The sequence below is a fragment of the Allocoprobacillus halotolerans genome, assembly GCF_024399475.1.
Lineage (GTDB): Bacteria > Bacillota_I > Bacilli_A > Erysipelotrichales > Coprobacillaceae > Allocoprobacillus > Allocoprobacillus halotolerans.
The window spans coordinates 2,356,016-2,382,888 of record NZ_CP101620.1; the positions used below are offsets into that span (position 1 = coordinate 2,356,016).

General features: G+C 31.4%; 29 protein-coding genes, 4 pseudogenes and 1 other annotated feature. Of the genes and pseudogenes, 28 read left to right on the top strand and 5 right to left on the bottom strand.

Features of this window, described 5'->3' with window-relative positions; genetic code table 11:
• From NMU03_RS13880 to NMU03_RS13905, 6 genes are all read left to right on the top strand, one after another.
• Window positions 1-534, top strand: a complete 534-nt coding sequence (locus tag NMU03_RS13880) for a potassium channel family protein (RefSeq protein ID WP_290139118.1) — start codon at window positions 1-3, stop codon at window positions 532-534.
• Between the two features lie 141 nt (window positions 535-675).
• Entirely contained in the window at window positions 676-1,248 is a 573-nt protein-coding gene (locus NMU03_RS13885) for a TetR/AcrR family transcriptional regulator C-terminal domain-containing protein (protein WP_290139119.1), read from the top strand.
• A gap of 106 nt (window positions 1,249-1,354) precedes the next feature.
• Window positions 1,355-2,179 carry an MBL fold metallo-hydrolase gene (locus tag NMU03_RS13890; RefSeq protein ID WP_290139121.1) on the top strand — a complete coding sequence of 275 codons (825 nt, stop codon included), beginning with the start codon at window positions 1,355-1,357 and terminating at the stop codon, window positions 2,177-2,179.
• Window positions 2,176-2,718 (top strand): histidine phosphatase family protein, encoded by a 543-nt coding sequence (locus NMU03_RS13895; RefSeq protein WP_353956626.1) that lies wholly within the window; start codon window positions 2,176-2,178, stop codon window positions 2,716-2,718. The genes NMU03_RS13890 and NMU03_RS13895 overlap by 4 nt, the downstream gene beginning before the upstream one ends.
• A 28-nt stretch (window positions 2,719-2,746) precedes the next feature.
• Window positions 2,747-2,890 (top strand): hypothetical protein, encoded by a 144-nt coding sequence (locus NMU03_RS13900; RefSeq protein ID WP_290139123.1) that lies wholly within the window; start codon window positions 2,747-2,749, stop codon window positions 2,888-2,890.
• 29 nt (window positions 2,891-2,919) lie between these two features.
• On the top strand, window positions 2,920-3,804 hold the full coding sequence (locus tag NMU03_RS13905; protein ID WP_290139125.1) for an aldo/keto reductase: 885 nt from the start codon (window positions 2,920-2,922) through the stop codon (window positions 3,802-3,804).
• On the opposite strand, the gene NMU03_RS13910 is transcribed toward NMU03_RS13905, so the two are convergent.
• Window positions 3,743-4,438: a YoaK family protein gene (locus NMU03_RS13910; protein ID WP_290139127.1), complete on the bottom strand. Its 696-nt coding sequence runs from the start codon at window positions 4,436-4,438 to the stop codon at window positions 3,743-3,745. The two genes, NMU03_RS13905 and NMU03_RS13910, sit on opposite strands and share 62 nt — an antisense overlap.
• 153 nt (window positions 4,439-4,591) lie before the next feature.
• On the opposite strand from NMU03_RS13910, the gene NMU03_RS13915 reads away from it, so the two are divergent.
• The 3 genes and pseudogenes from NMU03_RS13915 to NMU03_RS13930 all read left to right on the top strand — a co-directional run bounded on the left by NMU03_RS13915 (window position 4,592) and on the right by NMU03_RS13930 (window position 6,986).
• Complete coding sequence (locus tag NMU03_RS13915; RefSeq protein WP_290139129.1) at window positions 4,592-4,864, top strand: hypothetical protein; 273 nt, start codon at window positions 4,592-4,594, stop codon at window positions 4,862-4,864.
• A 401-nt stretch (window positions 4,865-5,265) separates the two neighbouring features.
• Window positions 5,266-6,146 (top strand): annotated as a pseudogene (locus tag NMU03_RS17765) (LysR family transcriptional regulator).
• A gap of 93 nt (window positions 6,147-6,239) precedes the next feature.
• On the top strand, window positions 6,240-6,986 hold the full coding sequence (locus tag NMU03_RS13930; RefSeq protein ID WP_290139134.1) for a carboxymuconolactone decarboxylase family protein: 747 nt from the start codon (window positions 6,240-6,242) through the stop codon (window positions 6,984-6,986).
• 14 nt (window positions 6,987-7,000) lie between these two features.
• Here the strand turns inward: NMU03_RS13930 and NMU03_RS13935 are convergent.
• Window positions 7,001-8,312: pseudogene (locus tag NMU03_RS13935) on the bottom strand (replication-associated recombination protein A).
• Between the two features lie 119 nt (window positions 8,313-8,431).
• On the opposite strand from NMU03_RS13935, the gene NMU03_RS13940 reads away from it, so the two are divergent.
• The 4 genes and pseudogenes from NMU03_RS13940 to NMU03_RS13955 all read left to right on the top strand — a co-directional run bounded on the left by NMU03_RS13940 (window position 8,432) and on the right by NMU03_RS13955 (window position 12,624).
• Window positions 8,432-9,265, top strand: coding sequence for a DUF5685 family protein (locus tag NMU03_RS13940; RefSeq protein ID WP_290139136.1), 834 nt, complete (start codon window positions 8,432-8,434; stop codon window positions 9,263-9,265).
• Window positions 9,266-9,871, top strand: a complete 606-nt coding sequence (locus NMU03_RS13945; RefSeq protein ID WP_290139138.1) for a J domain-containing protein — start codon at window positions 9,266-9,268, stop codon at window positions 9,869-9,871.
• A 58-nt stretch (window positions 9,872-9,929) separates the two neighbouring features.
• Window positions 9,930-11,647 (top strand): annotated as a pseudogene (gene dnaK / locus NMU03_RS13950) (molecular chaperone DnaK).
• Window positions 11,648-11,694: 47 nt separating this feature from the next.
• Complete coding sequence (locus tag NMU03_RS13955; protein WP_290139140.1) at window positions 11,695-12,624, top strand: GNAT family N-acetyltransferase; 930 nt, start codon at window positions 11,695-11,697, stop codon at window positions 12,622-12,624.
• Between the two features lie 28 nt (window positions 12,625-12,652).
• Here NMU03_RS13955 and NMU03_RS13960 read toward each other — a convergent pair whose 3' ends face one another.
• Entirely contained in the window at window positions 12,653-13,249 is a 597-nt protein-coding gene (locus NMU03_RS13960) for a LexA family protein (RefSeq protein ID WP_290139142.1), read from the bottom strand.
• A gap of 138 nt (window positions 13,250-13,387) precedes the next feature.
• On the opposite strand from NMU03_RS13960, the gene NMU03_RS13965 reads away from it, so the two are divergent.
• The 3 genes from NMU03_RS13965 to NMU03_RS13975 all read left to right on the top strand — a co-directional run bounded on the left by NMU03_RS13965 (window position 13,388) and on the right by NMU03_RS13975 (window position 15,501).
• Entirely contained in the window at window positions 13,388-14,290 is a 903-nt protein-coding gene (locus NMU03_RS13965) for a hypothetical protein (protein ID WP_290139143.1), read from the top strand.
• Between the two features lie 34 nt (window positions 14,291-14,324).
• Window positions 14,325-14,591: a hypothetical protein gene (locus NMU03_RS13970; protein WP_290139145.1), complete on the top strand. Its 267-nt coding sequence runs from the start codon at window positions 14,325-14,327 to the stop codon at window positions 14,589-14,591.
• A gap of 67 nt (window positions 14,592-14,658) precedes the next feature.
• On the top strand, window positions 14,659-15,501 hold the full coding sequence (locus tag NMU03_RS13975) for a histidinol-phosphatase HisJ family protein (RefSeq protein ID WP_290139147.1): 843 nt from the start codon (window positions 14,659-14,661) through the stop codon (window positions 15,499-15,501).
• A 17-nt stretch (window positions 15,502-15,518) separates the two neighbouring features.
• On the opposite strand, the gene NMU03_RS13980 is transcribed toward NMU03_RS13975, so the two are convergent.
• On the bottom strand, window positions 15,519-16,892 hold the full coding sequence (locus NMU03_RS13980; protein WP_290139149.1) for an MATE family efflux transporter: 1,374 nt from the start codon (window positions 16,890-16,892) through the stop codon (window positions 15,519-15,521).
• Window positions 16,893-17,100: 208 nt separating this feature from the next.
• Here NMU03_RS13980 and NMU03_RS13985 point away from each other — a divergent pair, with 208 nt between their 5' ends.
• The 4 genes from NMU03_RS13985 (at window position 17,101) to NMU03_RS14000 (ending at window position 20,897) form a co-directional block, all read left to right on the top strand.
• On the top strand, window positions 17,101-17,823 hold the full coding sequence (locus NMU03_RS13985) for a prepilin peptidase (protein ID WP_290139151.1): 723 nt from the start codon (window positions 17,101-17,103) through the stop codon (window positions 17,821-17,823).
• An 87-nt stretch (window positions 17,824-17,910) separates the two neighbouring features.
• Window positions 17,911-18,147: a binding site (T-box leader), on the top strand.
• A 119-nt stretch (window positions 18,148-18,266) separates the two neighbouring features.
• Window positions 18,267-19,241, top strand: coding sequence for an ABC transporter substrate-binding protein (locus NMU03_RS13990; RefSeq protein ID WP_290139153.1), 975 nt, complete (start codon window positions 18,267-18,269; stop codon window positions 19,239-19,241).
• 13 nt (window positions 19,242-19,254) lie between these two features.
• Window positions 19,255-20,115: an ABC transporter permease gene (locus NMU03_RS13995; RefSeq protein WP_290139155.1), complete on the top strand. Its 861-nt coding sequence runs from the start codon at window positions 19,255-19,257 to the stop codon at window positions 20,113-20,115.
• Entirely contained in the window at window positions 20,115-20,897 is a 783-nt protein-coding gene (locus tag NMU03_RS14000; protein WP_290139157.1) for an ABC transporter ATP-binding protein, read from the top strand. Before NMU03_RS13995 ends, NMU03_RS14000 begins: the two co-directional genes overlap by 1 nt.
• 67 nt (window positions 20,898-20,964) lie before the next feature.
• On the opposite strand, the gene NMU03_RS14005 is transcribed toward NMU03_RS14000, so the two are convergent.
• Window positions 20,965-21,714 carry a MurR/RpiR family transcriptional regulator gene (locus NMU03_RS14005; protein WP_290139159.1) on the bottom strand — a complete coding sequence of 250 codons (750 nt, stop codon included), beginning with the start codon at window positions 21,712-21,714 and terminating at the stop codon, window positions 20,965-20,967.
• A gap of 108 nt (window positions 21,715-21,822) precedes the next feature.
• Between NMU03_RS14005 and NMU03_RS14010 the strand changes: the two genes are divergently transcribed.
• From NMU03_RS14010 to NMU03_RS14045, 8 genes and pseudogenes are all read left to right on the top strand, one after another.
• Window positions 21,823-22,107: a ParB N-terminal domain-containing protein gene (locus NMU03_RS14010; RefSeq protein WP_290139161.1), complete on the top strand. Its 285-nt coding sequence runs from the start codon at window positions 21,823-21,825 to the stop codon at window positions 22,105-22,107.
• Window positions 22,076-22,690, top strand: coding sequence for a pseudouridine synthase (locus tag NMU03_RS14015; RefSeq protein ID WP_290139162.1), 615 nt, complete (start codon window positions 22,076-22,078; stop codon window positions 22,688-22,690). The genes NMU03_RS14010 and NMU03_RS14015 overlap by 32 nt, the downstream gene beginning before the upstream one ends.
• Window positions 22,666-22,797 carry a hypothetical protein gene (locus NMU03_RS14020; protein WP_290139164.1) on the top strand — a complete coding sequence of 44 codons (132 nt, stop codon included), beginning with the start codon at window positions 22,666-22,668 and terminating at the stop codon, window positions 22,795-22,797. Before NMU03_RS14015 ends, NMU03_RS14020 begins: the two co-directional genes overlap by 25 nt.
• Before the next feature lie 9 nt (window positions 22,798-22,806).
• On the top strand, window positions 22,807-23,178 hold the full coding sequence (locus NMU03_RS14025) for a hypothetical protein (protein ID WP_290139166.1): 372 nt from the start codon (window positions 22,807-22,809) through the stop codon (window positions 23,176-23,178).
• Window positions 23,127-24,281: a beta-Ala-His dipeptidase gene (gene pepD, locus NMU03_RS14030; protein WP_290139168.1), complete on the top strand. Its 1,155-nt coding sequence runs from the start codon at window positions 23,127-23,129 to the stop codon at window positions 24,279-24,281. Before NMU03_RS14025 ends, pepD begins: the two co-directional genes overlap by 52 nt.
• 8 nt (window positions 24,282-24,289) lie before the next feature.
• Window positions 24,290-24,424 (top strand): hypothetical protein, encoded by a 135-nt coding sequence (locus NMU03_RS14035; protein ID WP_290139169.1) that lies wholly within the window; start codon window positions 24,290-24,292, stop codon window positions 24,422-24,424.
• Entirely contained in the window at window positions 24,421-25,416 is a 996-nt protein-coding gene (gene rlmD / locus NMU03_RS14040; RefSeq protein WP_290139171.1) for a 23S rRNA (uracil(1939)-C(5))-methyltransferase RlmD, read from the top strand. The genes NMU03_RS14035 and rlmD overlap by 4 nt, the downstream gene beginning before the upstream one ends.
• A gap of 243 nt (window positions 25,417-25,659) precedes the next feature.
• A pseudogene (locus NMU03_RS14045) lies at window positions 25,660-26,804 on the top strand (SrtB-anchored collagen-binding adhesin); the annotation flags it as partial.
• Window positions 26,805-26,873 lie beyond the last annotated feature (69 nt).

A 26,873-nucleotide genomic window follows, 5' to 3' on the forward strand; every position in this document is an offset into this window, starting at 1 on the left:
ATGCAAAATAAACAGGTAGTAGTTTTAGGATTAGGTGTTTTTGGTTCGACTATAACCAAAACATTATCACAATATGGTTGTGAAGTTGTTGCAGTTGATAAAGATCAGGAATGTGTACAGAGAGTTTCAGAATTTGCTACTAAAGCTGTTATTGGTGACATTACTGATAAACAATTTTTAATTGATTTAGGTATTGAAGAATTTGATGTTGGTATTGTTGCGATTGGGAATCATTTGGAAGAAAGTCTTTTAGGCGTTTTGAATCTTAAAGAAATAGGAATTCCACACATTATTGCCAAAGCGAAAAATAAACGTTTTAAAACGATTCTAGAAAAAATTGGAGCAGATCGTATTATCCGTCCTGAAAAGGAAATGGGTGAAAGATTGGCACGTGTCTTACTTAGAAAAAATATTACTGATTTAGTAGAACTTGATGAAAATTATAGTCTTGTGGAAATGAAAGTACCTCAAGCTTGGGTAGGGCATACGTTAGCTTCATTGGACTTAAGAAAAAATATGGAATCAATATTTTAGGTCAGCGTGATATGGAAACACAAAAAATTGAATTATCGGTTAGTCCTGAATATATGTTATGTATGAATGATCATTTTTTGCTGGTTGCAGAAACTGAAAAGATTGAAAAATTTGATTATTTGATAGTTTAAGGTATTGCTTATGTCTATTGATGTGAAAAAAATATTGGGTAAGGCTTTACTAGAACTTTGTCATAAGCAGTCTTTACAATCTATAACAATATCACAACTTCTTAAAGAAACGGGTGTTAGTCGTCAAACTTTTTATAATCACTTTAAAGATAAGAATGATTTGATTTGTTATATTTATGATACTTTTATTGTACCTGATTTTCATGATGATAATATGCGTATGAATTTTTCTGATTCATTATTACAAACATTTGAAAATATTCAAAAATATCATGTTTTTATGAAACAGGCTTGTCAAATGGAAGGTCAAAACTGTTTGAAAGATTATATAATAGAGCATTGCCAGCATTTTGATTTAAAATGGCACCAAGATCTCTATGGATCAAAACCTATGCCAGATGAATTGAAATTTGCGACAATTTATCATGCGCATGCTTCAAGCAGTATGACTTTATCATGGATTCTTTCAGATATGCCAGTTCCCTGTGTTGAAATTGTAGATATGATTGTACAAATGCGTGGTTTAGGAATGGATAAATTATTTGAAGGTAGTGAAAATAAAATTCAACCTTACCATAAATAGACAAATATTTAAAAATGTCCATATATGGACATTATCAATAAATCATAAATAGAAATCTCCTCTTTTTTACGATAAGATATAAGTAGAAAAGAAAGGAGTTTTTTTGATGCGAGAAATTATAATGAATGAAAAAGGGCAAGCTGTTGCGCCAAAAAGTATTCCTATGACAAATCAAGCTTTTATGGTAGATGAACAAACAAGAATTTATTGGCTAGGTGGGGCTGGTGTTATGATTCATAGCCATCATACCAATATTATGATTGATCCTGTATTGGAAGGTTTTGATATTCCTTTATTATATCAAGTTCCACTTTTATCACAGGATGTTGTTGATTTAGATGGTTTATTAATTACACATATTGATAACGATCATTTTTCAAGACCAACATGTAAACATGTTCAAGATGTTTGTCAAAAATATTATGCACCAAATTATGTGGCTGATGTGATGAATGAAGAAGGATTTGATACAAAGAAATGTGATATTGGAGATTCTTTTGATATTCATGATATAACAGTTCAATTAACACCAGCTCAACATAATTGGCAAAATAGTTCAAAAAAATGGCAATATCGTTATTGGGAAGAAAAGGATTATTGTGGCTATTGGATGGAAACGAAAGAAGGAACAATCTGGTTGCCAGGTGATTCACGTTTATTAGATGAACATTTAAATATGCCAGAACCTGATGTGATTTTATTTGATTTTGCAGATAATGATTGGCATATTACATTAGATGGTGCCATTCAATTAGCGAATACTTATCCTAATGCAGATTTGATTTGTATTCATTGGGGAAGTGTAGATGCTCCAAATATGACACCATTTAATGGAAACCCTGAATCATTGTATAATACTGTTATCAATCCTGAAAGAATTTGTGTATTGGCTCCTGGTGAAACATATGTATTAAAAGGAACAAACAAATGAAAACATTATATTTAATGAGGCATGGTGAAACACTTTTTAATGCTTTACATAAGATTCAGGGATGGTGTGATTCACTTTTGACAGAAAAAGGAATTAAACAAGCTTTAAAAGCAAAACAGTGGTTTGAAAGTCAAGGAATTACTTTTGATCATGCTTATAGTTCGACAAGTGAAAGATGTTGCGATACATTAGAGCTGATAATTTCACAACCTTATCAAAGATGCAAAGGCTTAAAAGAAAATAATTATGGTTTGTTAGAAGGGGAACCGGATTATTTAGCAGAAAATGATCCTCAAAAATGTGCTACTTATTATTTGCAGTTTGGTGGTGAATCTAATGAAACCTTGAAAGAACGTATGGTCAAAACATTAACAGAAATCATGGATAAAGATGATCATCAATCTGTCTTAGCAGTGAGTCATGGTGGTGCTTGTTTTAATTTTTTAAGAGCATGGCAAGATCCACAAGAAGAATTAAAAAAGGATTTGGAAATTGTTGTATATTTATTTACGAATATGAAAACGATTGTTTTTATTTAAAAGATGTAATCAGACAGGAGAACATAAAATGAAATATATCCAATTAGGGACAAGTGATTTAATGGTATCAAAAGTATGTCTTGGATGTATGGGATTTGGCGATGCGACGAAGGGTAAGCATTCTTGGACATTACCTTATGAAGATTCAAAAAAATTATACAATATGCTTTAACACAAGGCATTAATTTTTTTGATACTGCAATGGCTTATCAAGGTGGGACAAGTGAAGAATATTTAGGTCAAGCCATGCGAGAATGTGCTAAACGAGAAGATGTTATCGTTGCAACAAAATTTCATGGTCGTACATTAGCGCAAATTGAACAAGATATCAGTGCAAAACAACATATTGAAACCTGTCTTGATATGAGCTTAAAAAGATTGCAAATGGATTATGTAGATTTATATATTTTACATGCATGGGATGAACATACGCCTATTGAAGAAACATTAGAAATTTTAAATGAAATGATAAAAAAAGGAAAAGTTCGTTATATTGGTGTTTCTAATTGTTATGCATGGCAAATTGCTAAAGCAAATGAAATTGCGAAACAAAAAAATTTACAGCCTTTTATATCAGTACAAGGACATTATAATTTGATTTTTAGAGAAGAAGAAAGAGAAATGAAACCTTATTGTGATTTACATCATGTCGCAATGACACCTTATAGTGCTTTGGCATCAGGAAGATTAGCGAAACATCCTGGTGAACAATCTTTGCGTTTAGAAGAGGACAGTTATGCGAAAGGAAAATATGATCAAAGTGTCAATATAGATTTGCCAATTATTCTTCGTGTTGAAGAATTAGCCAATCGTCATCAGGTGTCTATGAGTGAAGTGGCCTTATCTTGGTTAATGCGTCAGGTAGCCACACCTATTGTAGGTGCAACCAAAATCTCTCATATTGATACTGCTGTTCGTGCTGTTGATTTTGAATTGACTCAAGATGAAATGAAATATCTTGAAGAATGTTATCAGCCACATCCTCTAGTTGGTGTGATGGCAGAAAAAAGTGATTTGGCAAAAGTCAAATCATCTTTTTTATGTGTTGAAATATATAATTATTTTGATATTTATCATGATAAATAAAGTAAGCTAGATTAATGAAAATAAGAATTGATAAAAACCATATAGCATTGAATGCAAAGAAAATATGCAATATATAAGCCAAAGCTACACCACTATGGAAACAAAAAAGAGTTCCACCAAAGAAACAACCTTTTTTTAATTTTCCTTGCTTGATTTGAGGATCTTCAATTAAAAAATACTCTGTGATTGAAAGAATTGTTTGTTTGAGATTATTTGTAGAAAAAATTGTAGAACTGGTATATCCTAATGCCCCTTTAAAAACACACCATTGAAAAGCCGTTACAAAAAAGCAAGGATATAAAGCTATAATGGGATTAACACTTTCAGGTATAATTCCTAAAACAATGATACATGCTAATTCTAAATATAAAACCAAATACTGTAGTTTCCATTTTGTACGATATGTTAAAATGGTTGCAATAATCATTGCTGAAATATAAATAAGTAAAGCACCAATTCTAATCATTGATTCAATATAATTACTGCCTAATATGTCTCGTACAAGATCTATCAAATTGGCTGTCTGTGCTGAACCAAAAACATTCATTCTTGTAAAAATAGCATAGCCACCAAAAAAACCACCAACTATCGCCATTAAATAATGAACAATGACTTCGTGATAATTATTTTCCACTTTTCATACAACTCCTTTAAATGCGCTTTTTATTATAGCACTACTCATTTTTTTGACAATCCTTGTCTATAAAAAAATAAAAAAAATAACAACTTTTTATTGTTGAAAGGGCTTTTATTTTATATAATAGTATTATGAAAAGAGGCGAGATGGGTGTATTATATTTCAACATATGCTTTATATGAGCTTGTAAAGCAATTGTTTCGTGATGTCCAAGATGTGGATGATATGACATTATATGCTTATCGAGAAAACAAATGTTGGAAAATTGGTTTTTCTAATGAACATTCAGTTCAAATTCCTGATGACTCTGTGAATCTCCGTTATGAATTTAAAGATGGCTTTTTAAAAAACAGTCCACGTCAGGCAACGGAAGCTATCATGAAAAGTATCAGACGTTATGAACAGGATATGATTTCCATATAAGCATAGTTATGAACTGGTTACAGAATTTGTAATCAGTTTTTTTCAACAAAAAATGGTAGCTATAAACAAAAAGAGCTATCACTGGATAGGTCAAAACAAAATGGTAGGGGATATAATCTTTTTTATATTATTTTTCTTTTTTGCTCATCAAAGAGCAACTCATTGCGATGAATAACCCCATGAAAATCCAAGGCAAGGCGGCTTCTATAAATAAACTGACCATATTTCATTTCCCCTTTCCTTATTATAAATTATAACATTCAAAAAGAATAGACACAATCATTTGCATATAAGTCATAATCTTTTTTTGATAGAGATTCTATCATAGAAGATTTATGAATATGAAAGAAAAGGTATAAAAATGATGATTTTTTTAGTACAATAAAATAAGGGGAAGAAAAATGGAAATAAGAGTTTTAAGATATTTTTTAACTGTAGCAAGAGAAGAGAATATTACAAGAGCAGCATCTGTTTTACATATTACTCAACCAACCTTATCAAGACAATTAATGCAATTGGAAGAAGAGTTAAATACGCAATTGTTTATCAGAGGTAAAAATAAATTAACATTGACGGATGCAGGAATGTTGTTAAGAAGACGTGCTGAAGAAATCATTGATTTGGCTGATAAAACTGAAAAAGAATTTTTAAAAGCTGATGAGTTGATTGCAGGAGAGATTTTTGTAGGTGCAGGGGAGATAAATGCAATGCATCTTTTGGGTGAATTCATGATGCAGTTTCAACGTCGTTTTCCTCAAGTTCAATATCATTTATATAGTGGAAATGCTGATGATGTCAAACAAAAAGTAGATCAAGGATTTATGGATATTGGTTTGTTGACTGAACCTGTGGATGTTGAAAGATACGATTTTGTACGTTTGGATTATAAAGAGGCTTGGGGGATTATTGCTCCAAGAGATAGTGAAATAGCAAAAAAGAGTATGTGACTCCCAAAGATCTTCAAAAACTTCCATTGCTTATTGGACATCGTTTGATTGTCCAAAATGAATTGGCACATTGGATGGGTATTGATGTGAGTGAATTGAATATTGTTGCGACTTATGATTTGATTTATAATGCGGCTATTTTGGTAGAAAAAGGACTAGGCTATGCTTTATGTTTAGATAAAATTGTGTATATGTCCAATGAATCACTGGTTCGCTTTATTCCTTTAAAGCCGGCTTATGAAACAGGAGCGATTATTGTATGGAAGAAACATCAGGTTTTCTCGGCAACTGCTACACGTTTTATCCAAGAACTTTATGATTATTTTCATCAATAAAATATGCTTTTTAAGCATTTTTGAAGATACATTATAAGTATTAGACAGTTTTTATAAATCGTTTTAAAATTGAATTATCAAGGAGGAAGAGTTATGAGAGATATACAAAAAGCAAAAACCTTATATCAACAGTTACATGATGGACATATTTGTCCAGATGATTTATCTTTTGAAGATATGATGATTCATTATATTCATGGTGATGTTTATCAACATGGTTCTTTAGATTTAGGATTAAGAGAATTAATTTTAATTGTTGTTAATACAACAAATATGACTTTGAAAGCTTTAAAAGAACATGTTTATGCTGCTTTAAAAGCTGATGTAACACCTATTAAAATTAAAGAAGCTGTTTATCAATGCACACCATATATTGGAATAGGAAAAGTGATGGAAGCATTGGATGCAGTTAATACTGTTTTTAAAGAAAATCATATTGATTTACCATTGGATGATCAATCTACAGTTCAAGAAAAAACAAGGTTTCAGGCTGGTTTTGATGTTCAATGTGCAGCTTTTGGACATGATAATATTCAAGCCAATCATGATAATGCACCAACAGATTTAAAACATATTCAAAATTACTTATCGGAATACTGTTTTGGTGATTTTTATACGCGTCAAGGACTTGATTTAAAGACTAGAGAAATATTGACTTTTGTCATGTTAGCTACTTTAGGTGGTTGTGAAAATCAGTTACGTGGACATACAGTGGCGAATTTAACGGTTGGAAATAATCGTAAAACTTTGATTGAAGTCATTACGCAATGTCAACCTTATATTGGTTTTCCAAGAACATTGAACGCTATTAACATTATTAATGAAATCACAAAAAAATAAAAGAAAATTTTCTTTTATTTTTTGTGTTGGCGTTTCCATTGTTTAATTTGTTGAAGTCGCAAAGAGACTTTTTTCATTTCCTTGTTGGGTAGGATGATAATATTCTTTATCTTGTAAGCTTTCTGGCAAACATGTCATAGTTGTTATTTTGTCTTGAAAATCATGAGCATATTGATAACCTTTTCCATAATTAAGTTCTTTCATTAAACGTGTTGGGGCATTACGTAAATGCAAAGGGACAGGTTGAGCAATGGTTTTTAAAGCATCTTTTTTGGCTGTTTCATAAGCCATATATAAAGCATTGGATTTCACTGAAAGTGATAGGTAAGTGACAACATGTGTTAAATGAACGCTGCATTCAGGCATACCAATAAAATGACATGCTTGATAACCTGCTACAGCAATTTCTAAAGCACGACTATCAGCCATACCAATATCTTCACTCGCAAAGCGGACGAGTCTTCTTGCGATGTATAAAGGATTTTCACCTGCTTCTAACATCCTGGCTAACCAATAGATGGCTGCATCAACATCACTATTGCGCATAGATTTATGTAAAGCAGAAATAAGGTTGTAATGTTCTTCACCATTTTTATCATAAAGTAATGATTTTTGACTTGTGATTTGTTCAACAATATCAGTTGTGATTGTTATTGTCTGGTCATCATGCGAAGCATTATATACTGCCATTTCTAATGTGTTTAATGCAATACGTGCATCACCATTTGCAAAATGAGCTATCATTGAAAGTGCAGCAGGTTCAATATTGATATTGAAATGACCAAAACCTCGTGAATCATCAATGGCGTGATGTAAAAGTTCTAAAATATCATCTACATTTAAAGCATGTAATACAAAAACTTTACAACGTGATAAGAGGGCTGAATTAATTTCAAAAGAGGGGTTTTCAGTGGTTGCCCCAATAAGAGTGATGCTACCTTGTTCAACATAAGGTAAGAAAGCATCTTGTTGCGCTTTATTAAAACGATGAATTTCATCTATAAAGACAATAGTTTTGATGCCTTCAAGCTGTGTTTGCATAGCTTCTTGCATGACTTTTTTGATTTCTTTAATACCACTATTCACTGCACTAAAATCAATAAAATGAGCTTGCGTTGTTTTGGCTATAATTCTTGCAAGTGTTGTTTTTCCTACTCCTGGTGGTCCCCAGAAAATCATAGAGGGAATCTGATCATTTTGAATAAAATGCCATAAAACTTTACCTTTTCCAACCAGATGTTTTTGTCCAACATATTCATCCAAGGTTGTAGGTCTTAAACGATTAGCTAAAGGTTCTATGAGAGTATGATCTTTTTGGTTTACCATATTTTCACCTGCTTTCTTTTTTTATTTTAACATTTTTAAATGAAAGTTTCTATAAGTTCATGTTTCGTTCATATCTTCATTTTATACTAAGCGTGATTTATTGAAATGGGGAGATTATCATGTTTGGATATATAGTCATCAATAAACCTGAAATGAAGTTTAAAGATTTTGATATTTATCAGTCATATTACTGTGGTTTATGTCGCACAATGCATGATATATATGGTTTGAAAGGACGTGTGGCTTTAAATTATGATATGACCTTTTTAGCTATATTATTTTCTGGTTTATATGAACCAGAAAATCATCAAACAATGCGTAGATGTTTTTTACATCCAGTCAAAAAACATTTAGAAGTTCATAATCAATATGTTGATTATGCAGCCAAAATGACCATTGCTTTAACTTATCTAAAGTGTGATGATGATTGGATTGATGATCATAAAATAGGACAAGAAGTTTATAAAAAAATCTTAAGTCGTAGCTATCATAGTGTAAAGCAGGAATATCCACAAAAACTTCAAATTATTGAAGAACAGTTGGCTTTAATACATCAATATGAACAAAGAGATGATGTGCATATTGATGAAATTTCGGGATGTTTTGGAAAAGTGATGGCTGAAATATGTTGTTATCAAGATGATGTATGGAAGGATTATTTATGGGAATTTGGTTTTTTCTTAGGTAAGTTTATTTATTTATTGGATGCTTATGATGATATTGAAAAAGATATAAAACATCATAGTTATAATCCTTTTATGAAAGATTTTGGTAATCATGATTTTGAAGAGAAATGTTATGATTTATTGGAAATGATGATTTCAAGAGCTGCAGAGGCTTTTGAATATCTCCCAATTGAGGAAAATATTGAAATTTTAAGAAATATCATATATAGTGGTGTTTGGAGTCAATATGAATTACGTAATCAAAAAAGAATGGAGGATAAGAAGTAAATGGATCCATATCAGATATTAGGGATTTCTCCAAATGCATCGGATGACGAAGTCAAGCATGCCTATCGTACTTTAAGTAAAAAATACCATCCTGATGCGAATATTAATAGTGCCCATCAGGCAGAATATACAGAAAAATTTAAACAAGTTCAAAATGCTTATAAAACGATTATGGATAATCGTAAAAAAGGTTTCACAAATCAAACATATGGGCAACAAAGTTCGCAGTCAACTTATCAGTATCAAGGTAATGATCAGGCAGCGTTTCAAGATGTTGCTGCTTACATTCAGGCAGGGCGTTATCAGGATGCTTTGTCAATTCTTGATCAAATTCGTACTCGCTCAGCACTTTGGTTTTATTATAGTGCGATTGCTATGAATGGGATAGGAAATAATGCGACAGCCCTAGAATATGCTAGAACAGCTGCACAAATGGAACCAGGCAATTTACAATATCTTTTCTTGGTTCAACAGTTGCAGGCGGGCAGTGGCCAATATCGTCAGACACAACAAACTTATACATCACCATATGCTAATATGGCAAACTGTTGCTATTCATTATTATTGTTTAATATTTTTATGAATTGTTGTTGTAGATGTTATTAAAGGAGAATGATTTATGAGTAAAATTATTGGTATTGATTTAGGAACAACAAATAGTTGTATGTCTTTTATTGAAAATGGAAAAACATCCATTATTCCTAATAGTGAAGGAGCCAAGACAACACCAAGTATTGTTGCTTTTACAAATGATGGTCAAAGACTTGTTGGAGAAAGTGCCAAAAGACAAGCAGTGACGAATCCAATGGGAACTATTTCATCTATTAAACGTGAAATGGGAACAAATTATAAAAAGAAGATTGGTCAACGCGAATATACACCTCAAGAAATTTCAGCGATGATTTTACAGAAATTAAAAATAGATGCTGAAATCTATTTAGGAGAATCTGTTAAGCAGGCCGTTATTACAGTTCCAGCTTATTTTAATGATGCACAACGTCAAGCAACGAAAGATGCCGGGAGAATTGCAGGTTTAGAGGTTTTAAGAATTATTAATGAGCCAACAGCTGCAGCATTGGCATATGGCTTAGAAAATAGTTATGGACAGAAGATGATGGTCTTTGATTTAGGTGGAGGTACATTTGATGTTTCTATTATTGAGATTGGTAATGGTGTCATTGAAGTTCTTTCCACTTCTGGGGATAATCATCTTGGCGGTGATGATTTTAATGAAGCATTAGCTCAATATATTTTGACTGAATTTCAAAAAAGTTCAGGAATTTCATTAAAAAATGATTTAATGGCGATGCAACGTGTTAAAGAAGCTGCTGAAAAAGCTAAGATTGAATTATCATCAATGGTTTCAACAGTTGTATTACTACCATTTATTACGACAACTGCTGCTGGACCACAGAACTTAGAAATGACAATTACAAGAGATGTTTTTAATCGTATCACTAAAGATCTAGTAGAAAGAACAATCTTACCAATGCAAAATGCTTTGAATGATGCACGTCTATTACCAGCTGAATTAAATAAGATTATTTTGGTTGGAGGTTCTTCACGTATTCCTGCTGTTCAAGATAAAATTAAAGAAGTGACAGGAATTGTTCCGAGTAAATCATTGAATCCTGATGAATGTGTAGCAATGGGTGCAGGGATTCAAGGTGGTAAATTATCAGGTGATGTCACAGCAATGGGAAATTATGATGTTTTATTGCTAGATGTTACACCATTAACATTGTCTATTGAAACAGTGGGTGGCGTTGCAACACCTTTGATTGAACGTAATACACCTATTCCTACAAGTCATAGCCAGATTTTTACAACTTCATCAAACTTTCAAACACAGGTCGAAATTAATGTTTTACAAGGAGAAAGACCTTTGGCTAAGGACAATAAGAGTCTTGGGAAATTCAAATTGAAAAAATCAAACGTGCAATGCGAGGTGTTCCACAGATTGAAGTCACTTTTGATATTGATGTCAATGGAATTGTGAGTGTTTCAGCAAAAGATTTAGCAAGTGGAAACATGCAAAGTATTACGATTGAAAATGGTTCACATATGTCAGATGCAGATATTGAAAGAGCTATTCACGAAGCCCAACAGTATGAACAACAAGATGCCAAAACAAAAGAAAGACTTGTATTTAAAAATGATTTAGAAACTTTAATGTTACGTGTTGAAAATGGGTTAGCGAAACATCATAAAGAAATAGACAAAACAGTAAAAACACAAATCAAAAATGAATTAAGTCAATTAAAGAAGATGACAAAAAAAGTTCAATTTGAAACATGTCCAGATGCCAATTTCCAAGAAATTAAAGAAGCAAAACAAAGATTAGAAGATAGTGCAGCTTTCTTATTGGCAATGGGCGAATAAAGACGTTGGTATAAAATCAATGTCTTTTTATAAGGAGAGAAATATTTATGGAAATAAGATTTGCAAGAAAAGAAGACTTAGAACAATTGGCCAAAATTGAAAAAGAGTGTTTTCCTATACAGGAAGCAGCAAATGTAACCCAGTTGATAGAACGCTTACAAGCTTTTCATCAATGTTTTTTAGTAGCTGAAATAGCAGGGAAAATCACTGGTTTTATCAATGGGGCGATGATTTCAAATCAAACAATATCAGATGAAATGTTTACAGATGTATCATTTCATCATATTCATCATCCTAATCAAAGTGTGTTTAGTTTAGCGGTTTTACCAGCTTTTAGGCATATGGGTATTGCTCAAAAATTAATGCAAGCTTTTATTGATTTAGCTATGACTCGTCAAAAAAAGGCAATAGTCTTAACTTGTAAAGAAAATCTCATTTCTTTTTATCAACAATTTGGATATATAAGCCTAGGAATTTCAAATTCTACACATGGCGGGGCTATATGGTATGATATGATTTTAAAATTAGATCAGAAATACCATACCTTTATTCCTATGCAATTTTATCATTTAAACGATTGCGTACGCTTGTTTCAGCAATGTTTTGAAAAGGAACCGTGGCATGAAAAATGGACATACGAACAATCCTTTCAACGTTTAAAAGAAATGATTGTTGCACCATATGTTTTTTCATATGTTCTTTATCAAGATGGACAATTAGCAGGAATGATTATAGGACGTCAAATGACCTATATGGAAAGAAAAGAATTATGGATTGATGAAGTTTGTATTTCACCACAATTTCAAGGACACCATTTAGGAAATAATTTACTTGATTTCGTAAAAGAAGAATGTAAAAAAAGAAATATAAAAACTTTAGTATTACAAACTATACGTGGTTTTTTAAGTGATCATTTCTATAGTCAAAATGGTTTTCATATACAAGAACATTTAGTAAGCATGAAATGTGATATATAAAAATTCTCATATCAAATATGAGAATTTTTTAAAAATATGTTTTTGTATAAACAACTTTTCCAATAATGTGAACTGGTAAAGTAGCGACTTCTTCATTTGAGAAATATCGATTTTCAACAAGTGGATTGGTTGCTTCTAAAATGAGCATATCTGGCTTTTTGATAATACGTTTTACTGTGACTTCTTCGCCACCAATCATAACTACAGCAATATCACCAGTTGAGGCATATGAGCACTGTTTGATAAGAGCCAAATCACCATCCATGATACCTGATCCTGTCATTGAATCACCTTGGATTTGTAAAAAGTAATCACCTTTATAAAAATCTTCCTCAGTAACTTCTTCTTCACCCATATAATTATTTTCACCATACATATCATAGCCTGCTTTTGCATAACCTAAAATAGGACGCTTCAAATGCATTGAAGTCCCTTTGATAATGGGTTCTACATCATATCCTAAAAGTTCATTTAAACGCTTTAAAGTATCATCTTGAATTCTTTTGACATCACCACTAATCCAACGACTTACAGTTGATTTAGTCACACCAAGTTTTTGAGCAATTTCATCATTTGTCAACTGAAATCTATATTTGTAATCTTTTATAATATCTTTTAGCTCCATAGTATACCTCCTATATGCATATTATAATATAAAATACATCAAAAATAAATAAAAAATAAAAAAATATAAAATAAGTTGCATAAAATAGTTGAAATATGCAACATTATCCTTTATAATAGAAAACGAGGAGTGAGAGCTATGTTAAAAACATTCATTGGTTATATTTGTTTGGAAGATGTGATTTGTCAATTAGAGGAGAAAAGAAATCAATATTTAAAAAAGAGATTTCATCAACAGCAACTTAACAGTTTTTATGATTGTTATGAAGGTGATTTTTACAAAGAAAAAATAAAAAATATTTTATTCGAATATTGTAATGATATCTTTGAAGAAAACACATATGATATTTTCTTTGATTTAACAAAATCTCAATATTTTTTAGATGAAGATTGTTTACAATTGATGAAAACAATTGAAAAAAGAATTGCTGATGAATGTCGTATGGAAATTCATATAGCAATGAGTTTTCATAAAGATTTTGCAAAATGGATTTATCATCATGGTTGTGATCAACATCGTATTTTAAGTTATCAACAAGCTAAAAAGATATTTGGAAAGAATTTTTGTCAGGAAAAATTAAAAGAAACAACTTTGCCTGTAAAAGAGAAAATGACCCTTCCTCAATTATATGGTCAAGTTTCACAAACTGAATTTACGCATTTTCGTGAGGCGTGTTCTATTGCTGAAAAGTTAACATTGGACTTGGTAACACAGCTCAAAGATAAAGACTATGGAATTCGTCATATTCAGATAATTTTACTTGATTCAAAACTCCATTTTTATAAAAAGGAAGAAATATTAAGAAATTATACTAATATATATAGTAATATTTATCATACAGTTGTTAAACTTTTACAAACTATCTCTTATCAGAATCAATATTTAGAAATGAAAATATTATTATGCGACTTTAAAGATTATCAAGAGGAAACATCATTATTATATAAAGATAAAAATACGCGTTTTGATAAATGGAAATTTTTGAAACCTCACTATCATTATTCGTTAGAAAATCATTCATTACTTGGAAAAACAGTTTAGTTCTTGATGATTTCTCAGTAAGGAGAAAAGAACTATGTGTGATATGGATAATGTTTTAAAAGATATATATACTTCTGATACGATTTTAAGTCATGATGAAGAAATGATGCTTGAACAAGTGCATATTCGTTATTTTGATTTTATGGATCGTCTACATGAACATGTCGTTAATGGACAAGTCACTTTAAATGAAGAAGAAATTGACGATTTGGAAGATTGTGTAAATGAATTTATATTTGAATATGGTTTTATTCAGTTTAAGCGTGGAATTCATTTAGCAACAGCCATTGAACATGCATAAATAGGGAAAAAGGAATATTGATTGAATATTCCTTTTTTTATATAATGTAAATAAAAGGGGGATGAATATGTTTTGTGATTATCATGTGCATAGTGAATTTAGTGATGATTCCACACGTCTAGTTGAAGATATTGTTTTAGATGCAATAAAAATGAATATGCAGGAAATTTGCTTTACGGATCATGTTGATTATGGCATTAAACCTGATCATTGTGAGTTTCTTGATGCTTGGGAGGATATTGATTTAACAATTTCTATGAATGTCAATTATCCAGTTTATTTTCAATCATTAAACGAATTGAAAGAGAAGTATAAAAATGAAATCAGTATTAAACAGGGATTGGAATTTGGGATTCAATCACATAGATTAAAAAGCTATGAGAAGTTATATCAACAATATAAAGATAATCTTGATTTTGTGATTTTATCTATTCATCAGGTCAATGATCTTGAATTTTGGAATTATGATTTTCAAAATGGAAAAACGGAACATCAACATTATCAGGCTTATTATCAAGAGATGTACCAATGTGTTCAAAATTTCCATCATTATAGTGTTTTAGGACATATGGATATGTTGAAACGTTATGATGATCGTGAAGATTATGATGCTTTTAAACAAAATAAAGAGATTATTACAGATATTTTAAGATATATTATTGCTGATGGAAAAGGAATTGAATTAAATACATCTTCTGTAAAATATGGTTTAGATGATACAATGCCATCTCAAAATATTTTAAAATTGTATTATGATTTAGGTGGTAGAATTTTAACAATTGGCAGTGATTGTCATAATAAAGGTGAATTAGGTGCGCATATTGAAGAAATGAAAACATTATTAAAAAATATTGGTTTTAAAGAATTTTGTACTTTTGAAAAAATGCAACCTATTTTTCACTCGTTGTAAAAAGAAAGAAAATGAGGTTAATTCACTTCATTTCCTATTTTTATATTTTTATAAACTTTTTGATAAAGAATAAATGCGATTATAGTTGCGATAAGTTCAGACAGTGGGAAAGTTAACCAAATACCTGTTAAGCCCATTGATGGTAATAACATAAATGATAAAGGTATAATGATGATGAATTGTCTTGTAAGTGTGATAATTAATGAAACAGAGCCTTTGCCTAAAGATTCAAATACACCAGACATCACAATCGCAAATGTTGAAAAGATAAAGCTTAGTGATAAAATACGCAACCCACTTGTACCAATAGATAACATATCCTGGTTGGCATTAAAAAGTTGTAAAATAGGAGCCGGGAAGATAAAGAATAAACATGTTCCAAGCAATAGAATAGTTCCAATCGTTAAAGTTGCCATTTTTAGTGTTTGATTCATACGTTCTTTTTGATGAGCACCATAATTATAACTCATAATAGGACGCATACCTTGAATAACACCTGTTGTCGGCATATTAACAAAAGTTTGAAGTTTATAATAGACACCAAAAAAAGCTACTGCAGTTTGAGAAACAGATGCAAGAATGCCATTAAGGACTGAAACCAATATAGAAGGTAAACACATCATAACACCTGAAGGGATAGCTATAGAATAGAGATGTTTGAATGTTGTCCAGTGGAAGCGAAAATGACGGAAAGAAATATGAATATGGGAATTATAGCGTGAAAATAAATAAATAGATAAAAAGCATGCACTGAATTGTCCAATAATAGTTGCAAGAGCAGCACCGCTAACTCCTAAAGCTGGTAATCCAAAATAACCAAAAATCAAAATAGGATCTAAAATGATATTAACAATTGCACCAACCATTTGCATAATCATAGGAATAATCATGTTTCCACAGGCTTGAAACATTTTTTCAATGGCTAAATGAATGAAAGTTGAAAAAGTGAATGTAATAACAATCATACCATATTCTTGTCCATAACGCATAACATCAGCATTTTGAGTAAAAAGACTTAAGAACGGTTGAATAAAAAATAGTCCCAATACAATAAACAATAAAGAGTGTAAAAGTGTCATCACAATACCTTGACTCGCAACAAATGAAGCTTCTTTGTCGTTATGTGCTCCTAAATGTCTAGCAATAATAGCGTTCATTGCAATTCCCACACCACAAGAAAAAGCTAATGATAGATTTTGTAAAGGATAGATAAGTGAAACAGCAGTTAAAGGAGCTTCACCTAACTGTGCAACAAAAATACTATCAATGATATTGTATAATGATTGAATAAGCATTGAAATCATAGGCGGAAATGCCATTGACATCAAAAGGGGAAGAATGGGTTTATAACCCATTGGATTTCTTTTTTCATAAATAAATTCTCCTTCCATAAAAAAAGCTATAGATCTTTCTATTTATAAATCAGAAATAGAGAAATCTATAGCTTTTCAGCATAAAATATTTTATAGAAAAAATGAAAAATGTCAAATACTTTTTGTTGGAAAAGAGATGTTTTTATGGTAAAATAATGTCGAAATATGAAACAAAACCAACTATAAAAATATCGATGAAAGGGGTAATGAAGATGTTTTTATATGTGTGGTTTTTTATTTTAGGAACGATTATAGGAAGTTTTTTCAGCTATGTAAAGATCGTTTGCCTTTAGGGTTGGATATTATAAAGGGTAGAAGTTTTTGCTTTGAATGTTTAATGCCTTTAAAATGGATGGACTTAATACCAATAGTTAGTTATTTTATGTTAAAAGGAAGATGCCGTTATTGTCAACGTCGTATATCACTGTGGTATCCACTTTTTGAAACATTTAGTGGCTGTTTGCTTGTATTTATGATTGTCAATGAAAAACAAGTATTGAAAGCTTTATTGATTTATTTATTGATTATGGATTTTATTACGGTGTCTTTGATAGATCTACAATGGCAGATTATTCCAGATGAAACCATCCTATTAGAAATCATTTTAGTGATTTTGTTGTCATTTTATATAAAGATTCCATTGCTTGATAGAATCATTGGGATGCTTGCTGTAAGTATACCAATGCTTTTGATGAATCATTGTATTTCAGAGAGTTTTGGTGGTGGTGATATCAAACTGATGATTGTTAGTGGTTATTTACTTGGTTGGAAACAGATTGTTTTGGCTTTTATTATTGCTGTTTTAACTGGTGGTCTTTATGCGAGTTATTTACTTTTATGTAAAAAGGTTCAACGTCAAAGTCATATGGCATTTGGTGGTTTCCTTTGTTTTGGTGTTCTCATTTCGTTGTTTTGGGGACGACAGCTTTTAAGAATATATGGATTATGATTTTGTTTATTCCAAAGAATATTTTAAATCATTTATTTTTATACTAAATATATTGACATATTTTAAAGATTATGATAAGTTATAAAAAAGAAACCAATGAGTGGGAGATAAAACTTAAAGATGTACTTCAAGAGAGTCTAGGATGGTGGAAGCTAGATAGTGGCAGTTAGGTAAATGGACCCACGAGGGCAAAGGGGAAAGGTAACGAGTATCCTGCGACGTGAGCTTACGTTACAAAGCAAAAATGTGTTGGCATTTTAGTGAGTGGGTTATTTTATATAACCAATAAAGGTGGTACCGCAGATGATAACATCTGTCCTTTGATGGACAGGTGTTTTTTGTTTATATGCCAATCGGAAAGGAGAATGATTATGTTATTGAAACGATGGTGTCCTTCTTTTTTATAATCATTGAATAGAATATAAATAAGGAGAGATAGGACTATGAAAAAATTATTTAAATATTTATTAATAGCATTATGTGTAGTTTCATTAATGACAGGTTGTCAAAATACAAATTCTAAAATTAAAAAAGTAGCAATTGTTCAATATATAGAACATACATCATTAGATACAATAAAAGCTGCTTTTGATCAACAAATGGAAGATTTGGGATATGAAGATGGTGAAAATGTTGAGTACATTTTTAAAAACGCTCAAGGTGATAACAATATTGCAGCAAGCATTACCCAAACATTTCAATCTGAAGATCCAGATGTTGTGGTAGCAATCGCAACACCTGTTGCCCAATCTGTTGCATCACTTTCAAAAACGACTCCGATTGTTTTTGCAGCAGTCAGTGATCCAGTGGGTGCAAAATTGACATCATCTTTAGAAAAACCAGATAAAAATATAACAGGAACAAGTGATGAAATCCAAGTTGATTTGATTTTAGATAAAGCTTTAGAAGTGAATCCTGATTTAAAAACTTTAGGTGTGATTTATAATAAAGGTGAAGCAAATTCAGTAACCAATATTCAAAAAGCTAAAGATTATGCAAAGAAACATGATTTAACAATCAAAGAAGCAACAATTACAAATGTGAATGAAGTTCAAAGTGCTATTGATGTTTTAGCAAGTCAATGTGATGCTGTCTTTGCACCTAATGATAATACTGTAGCCAGTGCTATGAATGTTGTTAGTCATGCTTGTATTGAGGCTAAAGTTCCACTTTATGTAGGAGCTGATTCAATGGTTCAAGACGGAGGTTTTTTAAGTGTTGGTATTAATTATGAAGAATTAGGAAAAGAAACAGCCAATATGGTTGATCAAGTATTAAAAGGAACAAATGTGAGTGATATACCAGTGAAAGTGTTTAAAGAAAATTTAAATATTTATGTTAATGATGATGTAATGAATCAAATAGGTATTTCATTACCAGAAAGTATTTTACAAGACGAAGCATTACAAATGATGTAGAGGTGATACATTTATGAATCAGATTGTTATTATAGGAGCATTAGAGTTAGGTGGTATCTTTGCAATCATGTCACTTGGCTTATATATAAGTTATAAAGTTTTAAACCTTCCAGATTTAACTGTTGATGGAAGTTTTACTCTAGGTTGTGCAGTCAGTGCTGTATTGACTTTATCAGGTCATCCATTTTTAGGATTATTATTAGCTTTTGTATCTGGTATGATGGCTGGACTTATCACAGGACTTTTAACAACCAAGTTAAAAATCGCATCATTGTTAGCCGGTATTCTAACTATGACAGGGCTGTATTCTATTAATTTAAAAATCATGAATGATTCACCTAATATTTCATTGTTTGATTGTTCAACTATTTTTACTTCTTTTTCATTCTTTAAAGATTATACACAACTGATTTTAATTGTCATTTTTGTTTTCATTATTTTTCTTTGTCTTAACTATTTTTTAAAAACGCAGTTTGGACTGGCCTTACGTGCTTGTGGGGATAATGAAGATATGGTCAAAGCGTCATCTATTGATGCTGATTTGATGAAAATCATTGGACTTACACTTGCAAATGGTTTAGTTGCATTATCAGGAGCTATCTATGCTCAACATCAATCATTTGCTGATAGTCAAAGTGGAACAGGCATGATGGTTATTGGATTAGCAAGTATCATTATTGGAATGGCGTTTATTAAAAAAGATCAGATTTTTTATCAGTTATTAGCAGTCATATTAGGTGCTGTGATTTATCGAGGAATATTGACAATTGCTTTACAAATAGGAGTTCCTTCAACAGATTTAAAATTACTGTCAGCACTTTTGGTTGTGGTCGCTTTGATTTTCACAAAATTGAAAAAGGGGAGGGTTAAATAATGTTAGAACTACAAGATATTTCTGTTGTTTTTAATCCTGATACGATTCATGAAAAAGTTGCTTTATCACATATTCATCTGCAAATACAAAAAGGTGATTTTGTCACAATTATTGGAAGTAATGGTGCAGGAAAATCTACGTTGTTTCAAACAATCTGTGGCGCAATTACTCCCCAACAGGGACGCATTTATCTTGAACATCAAGACATTACATCTTTAAAAGAACATAAGCGTTCACGTTTTATTGGTCGCCTTTTTCAAGATCCTCTAAAGGGAACAGCTCCTTCAATGACAATTGCAGAGAATTTATCACTGGCAAGTTGTCATGGACATTATTTTCGTTTAACTCCTATTTCATTAAAACAACGTCATCTGATGCAAGAAGCCTTAAAAGAATTGGATCTTGGATTGGAAGAACGTATGGATACAAAAGTGGGTGTTCTTTCAGGAGGACAACGTCAGGCTTTATCGTTATTGATGGCAACTTATGGGAAACCACAACTTTTATTGTTAGATGAGCATACGGCTGCATTAGACCCTCAAACTGCTCAAAAAGTTTTAGATTTAACAGCAAAGATTGTGAAAAAAGAAAAAATGACAACATTAATGATCACACATAATATGGAAGATGCTTTAAAGTATGGTCAAAAGATATTGATTATGAAAGATGGAAAAATCATAGATTTCATTGATGAAAAACGTAAACAGGATTTAACAGTTGACAAACTGATTCATTTGTATTCATCTAAAACACATGATTATAATGATCGTTTATTATTATAAGATAAAAAGGTATAACTGATAAAAGTTATACCTTTTTTGCAAAAAAGACTGTTATATATAACAATCTTTAAAGATAATACTGTTGGAAATAGTGTAAACGAATCAAATCACAAATTGTCATAATTTGATAATTGAAATTAATACTATCAAACTTACCAGGAACATAAATGACTTTACAATTAGGTGATGTTTCAGATTTTAAATATTTCTTATTTTGTGTAATTAAAATTTGTTGTGATTTATCAATATGAACATCAGCTTTTGATTTTTTGAATCCTTCAAGATAACGACCTGTTGCACTAATAACGATAGCGACATCATGTTCGTCCATCACAATAGGATCATAGTTATGATATTGGATAAATGGTTTACCAAAGGTAATCATATCAGTTTGTAATTCAATTGCAATAGAAATAGGATATAAGGCACCAAAAACAACAATTCTTTTAGCGCGATATAATTTTTGACAAATATCACTAATGATTTTCTGCATTTCATCATCACTACAATCTTTATCCATTTTTTCAATGAATTCACGACTATCGACACCAATCATTCTGACACGAATTTGATTTAAACGTGTCTGATGATGATTGACGAGAGTTTCTCTAAATTCTTCGTATTCATAAAAACCTAATAAAGCAATAAATGCATATAATTCTTCTTTTTTAAAGCATCCTTTTTTTAAAAATTCTTCTTCGCTCATATCTTCCATTTCTAAATAATGAAAAATAATAAATGTACAGATTTTATAATTATAGTCATGGAATAATGTTCCATTTAAATAAGTTAAAATACGGCTTAATAATATGTTCATAGAATACCTCCTTATACATCATTATAACATGTTTAAAAAGAAATACATAAAGATTTTGCTTTTTTGAAAAAAATGATATAATCAATAAAAATATAAGGAGATGGTTGTATGCGTATAAATAAAATTGATATTGCTGATATTCATTTTGATTATCAAAAATATCCACAAACACTTTATCAATCGATACTAAGAATTGGTTTTTCATTTCCCATAACAATTAATCAAGAAGAACAATATTATGAATGTATTGATGGACATAAACGTTTATCAGTTTTGCATGATATTTTAAAAGATAATCCCCAATATAAGCGTGGTTCACTTGTGCCGGTGATTATTAAAAATAATGGTAATGTTCGTTCTAATGATTGTTGGAAAGGAAGAAATAGTCATTAAACATTTATATCTTGTGCTAATGAAAAATCAGCTTGGCAATGTGAAAGTATGTAAAAATTTGATTAAAAAGGGATTTGTTCAAGTCAATGGACAATGTATCAAAGATTTTCGTTATCTTGTACAAAAAGATGATGATATTATCGTGAATGGTCAAAAAATAAGCGCATCACCATTTGTTTATTACATGATGAATAAACCAGCAGGTTATATTTGTGCTTCGCGTGATGAACATACTCCTTGTTTATTAGATTTCATTGATGAAAAAGATTGTTATTGTGTGGGAAGGTTGGATAAAGATACAACAGGTTTTATATTGATCACAAATGATAAATCGTTATCAAAAAAACTTTTGTTACCTCAAAATCATGTAGAAAAAATGTATGAAGTCAAAACAAAATATCCCATAGGATTAGAATATGTTGAAAGCTTTCAAGCAGGAATCATAATTGATCAAAATATTCAATGTTTACCTGCGCATTTAGAAATTATAGATGAATATCATTGTCGAGTGACATTGAAAGAAGGCAAGTATCATCAAATAAAAAAATGTTTTTATCCATGTCTAATCAAGTTGTTTCTTTAAAACGTATTTCCTTTGCAAATATTTCTTTAGATTCAACTCTTGAATATGGACAATATCGTGCATTAAATGATCAGGAAAAGGATATTTTATCACAGGCTTTAAGATAGACATAAGAAATGAAAATTGATATAATTGTAGCAGAAATTGGAGGAAGAAATATGACTGTATTAGATACAAATAAACTTATATATCGTTATTTTGAAGAGATTTCACAAATACCACATGGTTCTTATCATGAAGAAAAATTGGCTGATTATATTGTTGATTTAGCCAAAAAACATCATTTACGTTATCAACGTGATGAAATGCATAATGTGATTGTTTTTAAAGAGGCTTCAAAAGGTTATGAAGATCATGAACCTGTGATGTTGCAGGCACATATTGATATGGTGAATGAAAAAACAAAGAAAGCGACCATGATTTTGATAATGATCCATTGCAATTATATGTGGAAGATGGTTTTTTACATGCATTTCAAACAACTCTAGGAGCAGATGATGGTTGTGGTGTTTGCTATATGTTAGCATTACTCACTGATGAAACATTATCACATCCAGCTTTAGAATGTGTATTTACTGTACAAGAAGAAATTGGGCTTTGTGGGGCAATGGAATTAGACACAAGTTCATTAAAAGCTAAACGTTTGATTAATTTGGATAATGAAGCTGAAGGAGAAACATGTGTTTCATCATCAGGTGGAAATGACTTGTTGATTACAAAAGAAATTATGGGTGAAGATAATCAAACACCTGTTTATGTTTTAGAAATCAAGGGATTACTAGGTGGGCATTCTGGAGGATGCATTCATTTAGGACGTGGAAATGCCAATAAAATTGCTGGACGTATTTTGTTTCATTTATTAAAAGCAGGTATGGATATTCGTTTAGTTGATATTACTGGAGGATTAAAAAATAATGCGATTCCTCGTGAATGTACAGTTGCTTTTGCTAGTGTTCAATCTTATGATGAGTTAGCTTATCATATAGGACAAATGGAAGAAACAATCAAAAAAGAATTAGAAATCACTGATTCAGGATTCTATGTTGATTTGCATCAAGATGAATGTGATGTCTGTGTGACAGCCAAAGATAGTGAGGCTATGATTTCTATCATGTATTTATGTCAAAATGGGATGTTAGAAATGTCACCAGTCATCGAAAAATTACCAACTTTATCATTAAATATGGGTATTATTCGTACACATGAGAATAGTTTTACAATTGATTACTCATTACGTTCTCCAGTAAAAAGTTTACGTGATGAATTAAGTATGCAATTAGAAACGATTGCTCATTTATACGGGGCTTCTGTTCAAATTTCTAATGAATATCCCGGATGGGATTATGATCCTCATTCACGTTTAAGAGAACAATTTCAAACATTCTATCAACAATATGCACATCAACCATTAAAAGAAGTGGCAACACATGGTGGATTAGAAACAGGTGTCTTTAAACAAAAAATTCCTGATTTAGATATTATTACTTATGGTCCAAATATGGAAAATGTACATACACCTGATGAAAAATTAGATTTAGCGTCTTATTTAAGAAGTTATGAATGTCTTGTGGCATTTTTAGAAACATTATAGAGGTGAATATGGATTGTCCAATCAAGAAACAATGTGGTAGTTGTCAATATATTGGAATGGATTATGCTAAACAATTGTTGTTAAAAAAGAAAAATGTCAAAAGTTATTTCCTCATCTTTATGTTCATGATGTGGCAGGAATGAAAGAGCCTTATTATTATCGTAATAAAGTGATTGTGGCCTTTAATCAAAAATATGAATATGGCCTATATGAAGAAACATCCCATCGTATTGTACCAATGAAATCCTGTTTGTTGCATGATGAAGTGACACATCAGGTTTTGTTGCAGATTCAAAAGATATTAAAGAAATATCGTGTTTCCATATATGATGAAAAGAAAAATAAAGGTTTTTTAAAACATGTTTTTATTCGTCGTGCTATTTCAACCAATCAGACACTTGTTGTATTGGTTGCCAGAGAACCAGTCATGAAAGGCAGTAAAAACTTTTGCCAGGAACTGATTAAAGCATGTCCAACTGTAAAATCTGTTGTTCTTAATATTAATAGTAGACAAACGAGTGTTGTTTTATCTAAACAGGAAAAAGTTTTATATGGAAAAGGTTTTATTGTGGATGAATTATGTGGATTGACTTTTAAAATATCAGCACAATCTTTTTATCAAGTGAATCATGAACAATGTACTTATTTATATCATAAACTTTTATCTTTGTTAGACTTACATAAAAATGATGTCATTTTAGATACTTATTGTGGTATTGGTACAATTGGTATGTTTTTAGCTCAATACGTAGATACTGTGATAGGTGTTGAATTAAATAAAGAGGCTTATAAAGATGCTCTTAACAATGCCAAGATGAATAAGATTGAAAACATTCATTTTGTTAATGATGATGCATCGCATTTTATGCATGAATTATCAAAACAAAAGCAAAAGATAGATTGTGTTGTGATGGACCCACCACGTGCTGGGAGTACAAAAACATTTATTGAGGCAATCAAGGTATTACAGCCTCGTCAAGTGATTTATGTATCTTGTGATCCAACTACACAAGCACGTGATTTAAAGATGTTTGAAAAGATTGGTTATAAAGGAAAAGATGTATATCCTGTTGATATGTTTCCTCACACAAATCATGTGGAGACTTGTATGTTGCTACAAAGACGAACTATGTAGAAATCCTTAATTTTAGGCACTTTTTCAAGCATATCGTCTTTACGAGCGAGGGCGATAAAATCAGAAATAAAGAGATAAAAAACTATATCAATGTTTCAGTAGTTGTTGATATAGAGTGTGGGAACACAAACAATTAAATACTAAACTTTAGGGGTACTTGTTAAAAAAGTATCCCTTTTCAATGTAAAACGTTCAGAAATGAGCGTCTATTTTTTTACCCAAAATGAAAGGAGCATTAGATTTATGAAAAAGATGTTAAAACGATTGTGTACGGGCTTCTTAGCTCTTGCAACTGTCGTTACTGCTTTACTGAGGACACCCGTTCATGCAGAAAGCAAGCAATACTGGACGGAGTCAAAAGAGCGTGTCGGTATCGTTGAAAAAGTAATGAATGACGGTTCGATTGGTTCTACTTTTAACGAGGGACATTTGACCGTTGAGGGCGAGGACGCTTACTGTATCGACATTAATACAGATTTTAGGAACGGCTACAAGACCAGAGCTGACGCAAGCACCCGTATGAGTGCCGACCAGATAAGCGACGTTGCGCTATCTATCGAATATGTAAAACAGTACACAGACAGCCACAGCGGAATAAGCAACAATCACGCCTACCTTTTAAGACAGCTTGTTGTCTGGCAGAGATTGAGCGTACATCTTGGCTGGCAATGTGATAACGTGCGAGCTTCTTATGATGAAATTCCAAAGGCAACGCAGGACGAAGTTTTCTCTGGTGCGAAAGCCTTTGTCAAAGAAAATAAAGGACGCTATGAATGTGGCGGTTATATCTACTCTGGCGAGGGGCAGGAATTGGGACAATTCTGGGCAAAGCTGAATGTCGGAAATGCGAAACTTAAAAGGTTTCCAGTAATACAAGCATTACAGACGGTAACGGGAATTACTCTATTGCTGGTGCAACCTATGGTGTCTTTTCTGATAAGGACTGCACGAAACAGCTTGCCACCCTTACGACTGATGAAAACGGAAATACAGATGTTGTAGAGGTAAAAGCAGGAACAGTCTATATCAAGGAACTATCCGCACCAGCAGGATATAAAGTGGATAAAACAGTTTATCCATTAACAATCATAGCTGGCGAAACAGCAACTTTGAATGTATCTGATACACCAAAGGTAATAGACACTTTGATTGAACTTTTCAAGATTGATATGGAAACACAGAAAGACAATCCGCAGGGGAACGCTTCTTTAGCAGGAGTAGAATTTACATGGAAGTATTATGCAGGCTTCTACAAGAAAGACAATCTCCCTGATGAAGCTACTCGTACATGGGTTACAAAAACAATCGCTGAAACAGACAGCAATGGGAGAACCCACTACATCACAAAATTAGCGGACGCATACAAGGTGTTAAACCGAAAACTTTACAAAATCAATTTAGATGAAAAACCGCAGATTAATATAATCAAAAGGATATAAGATTTGCCGTTAGAAACC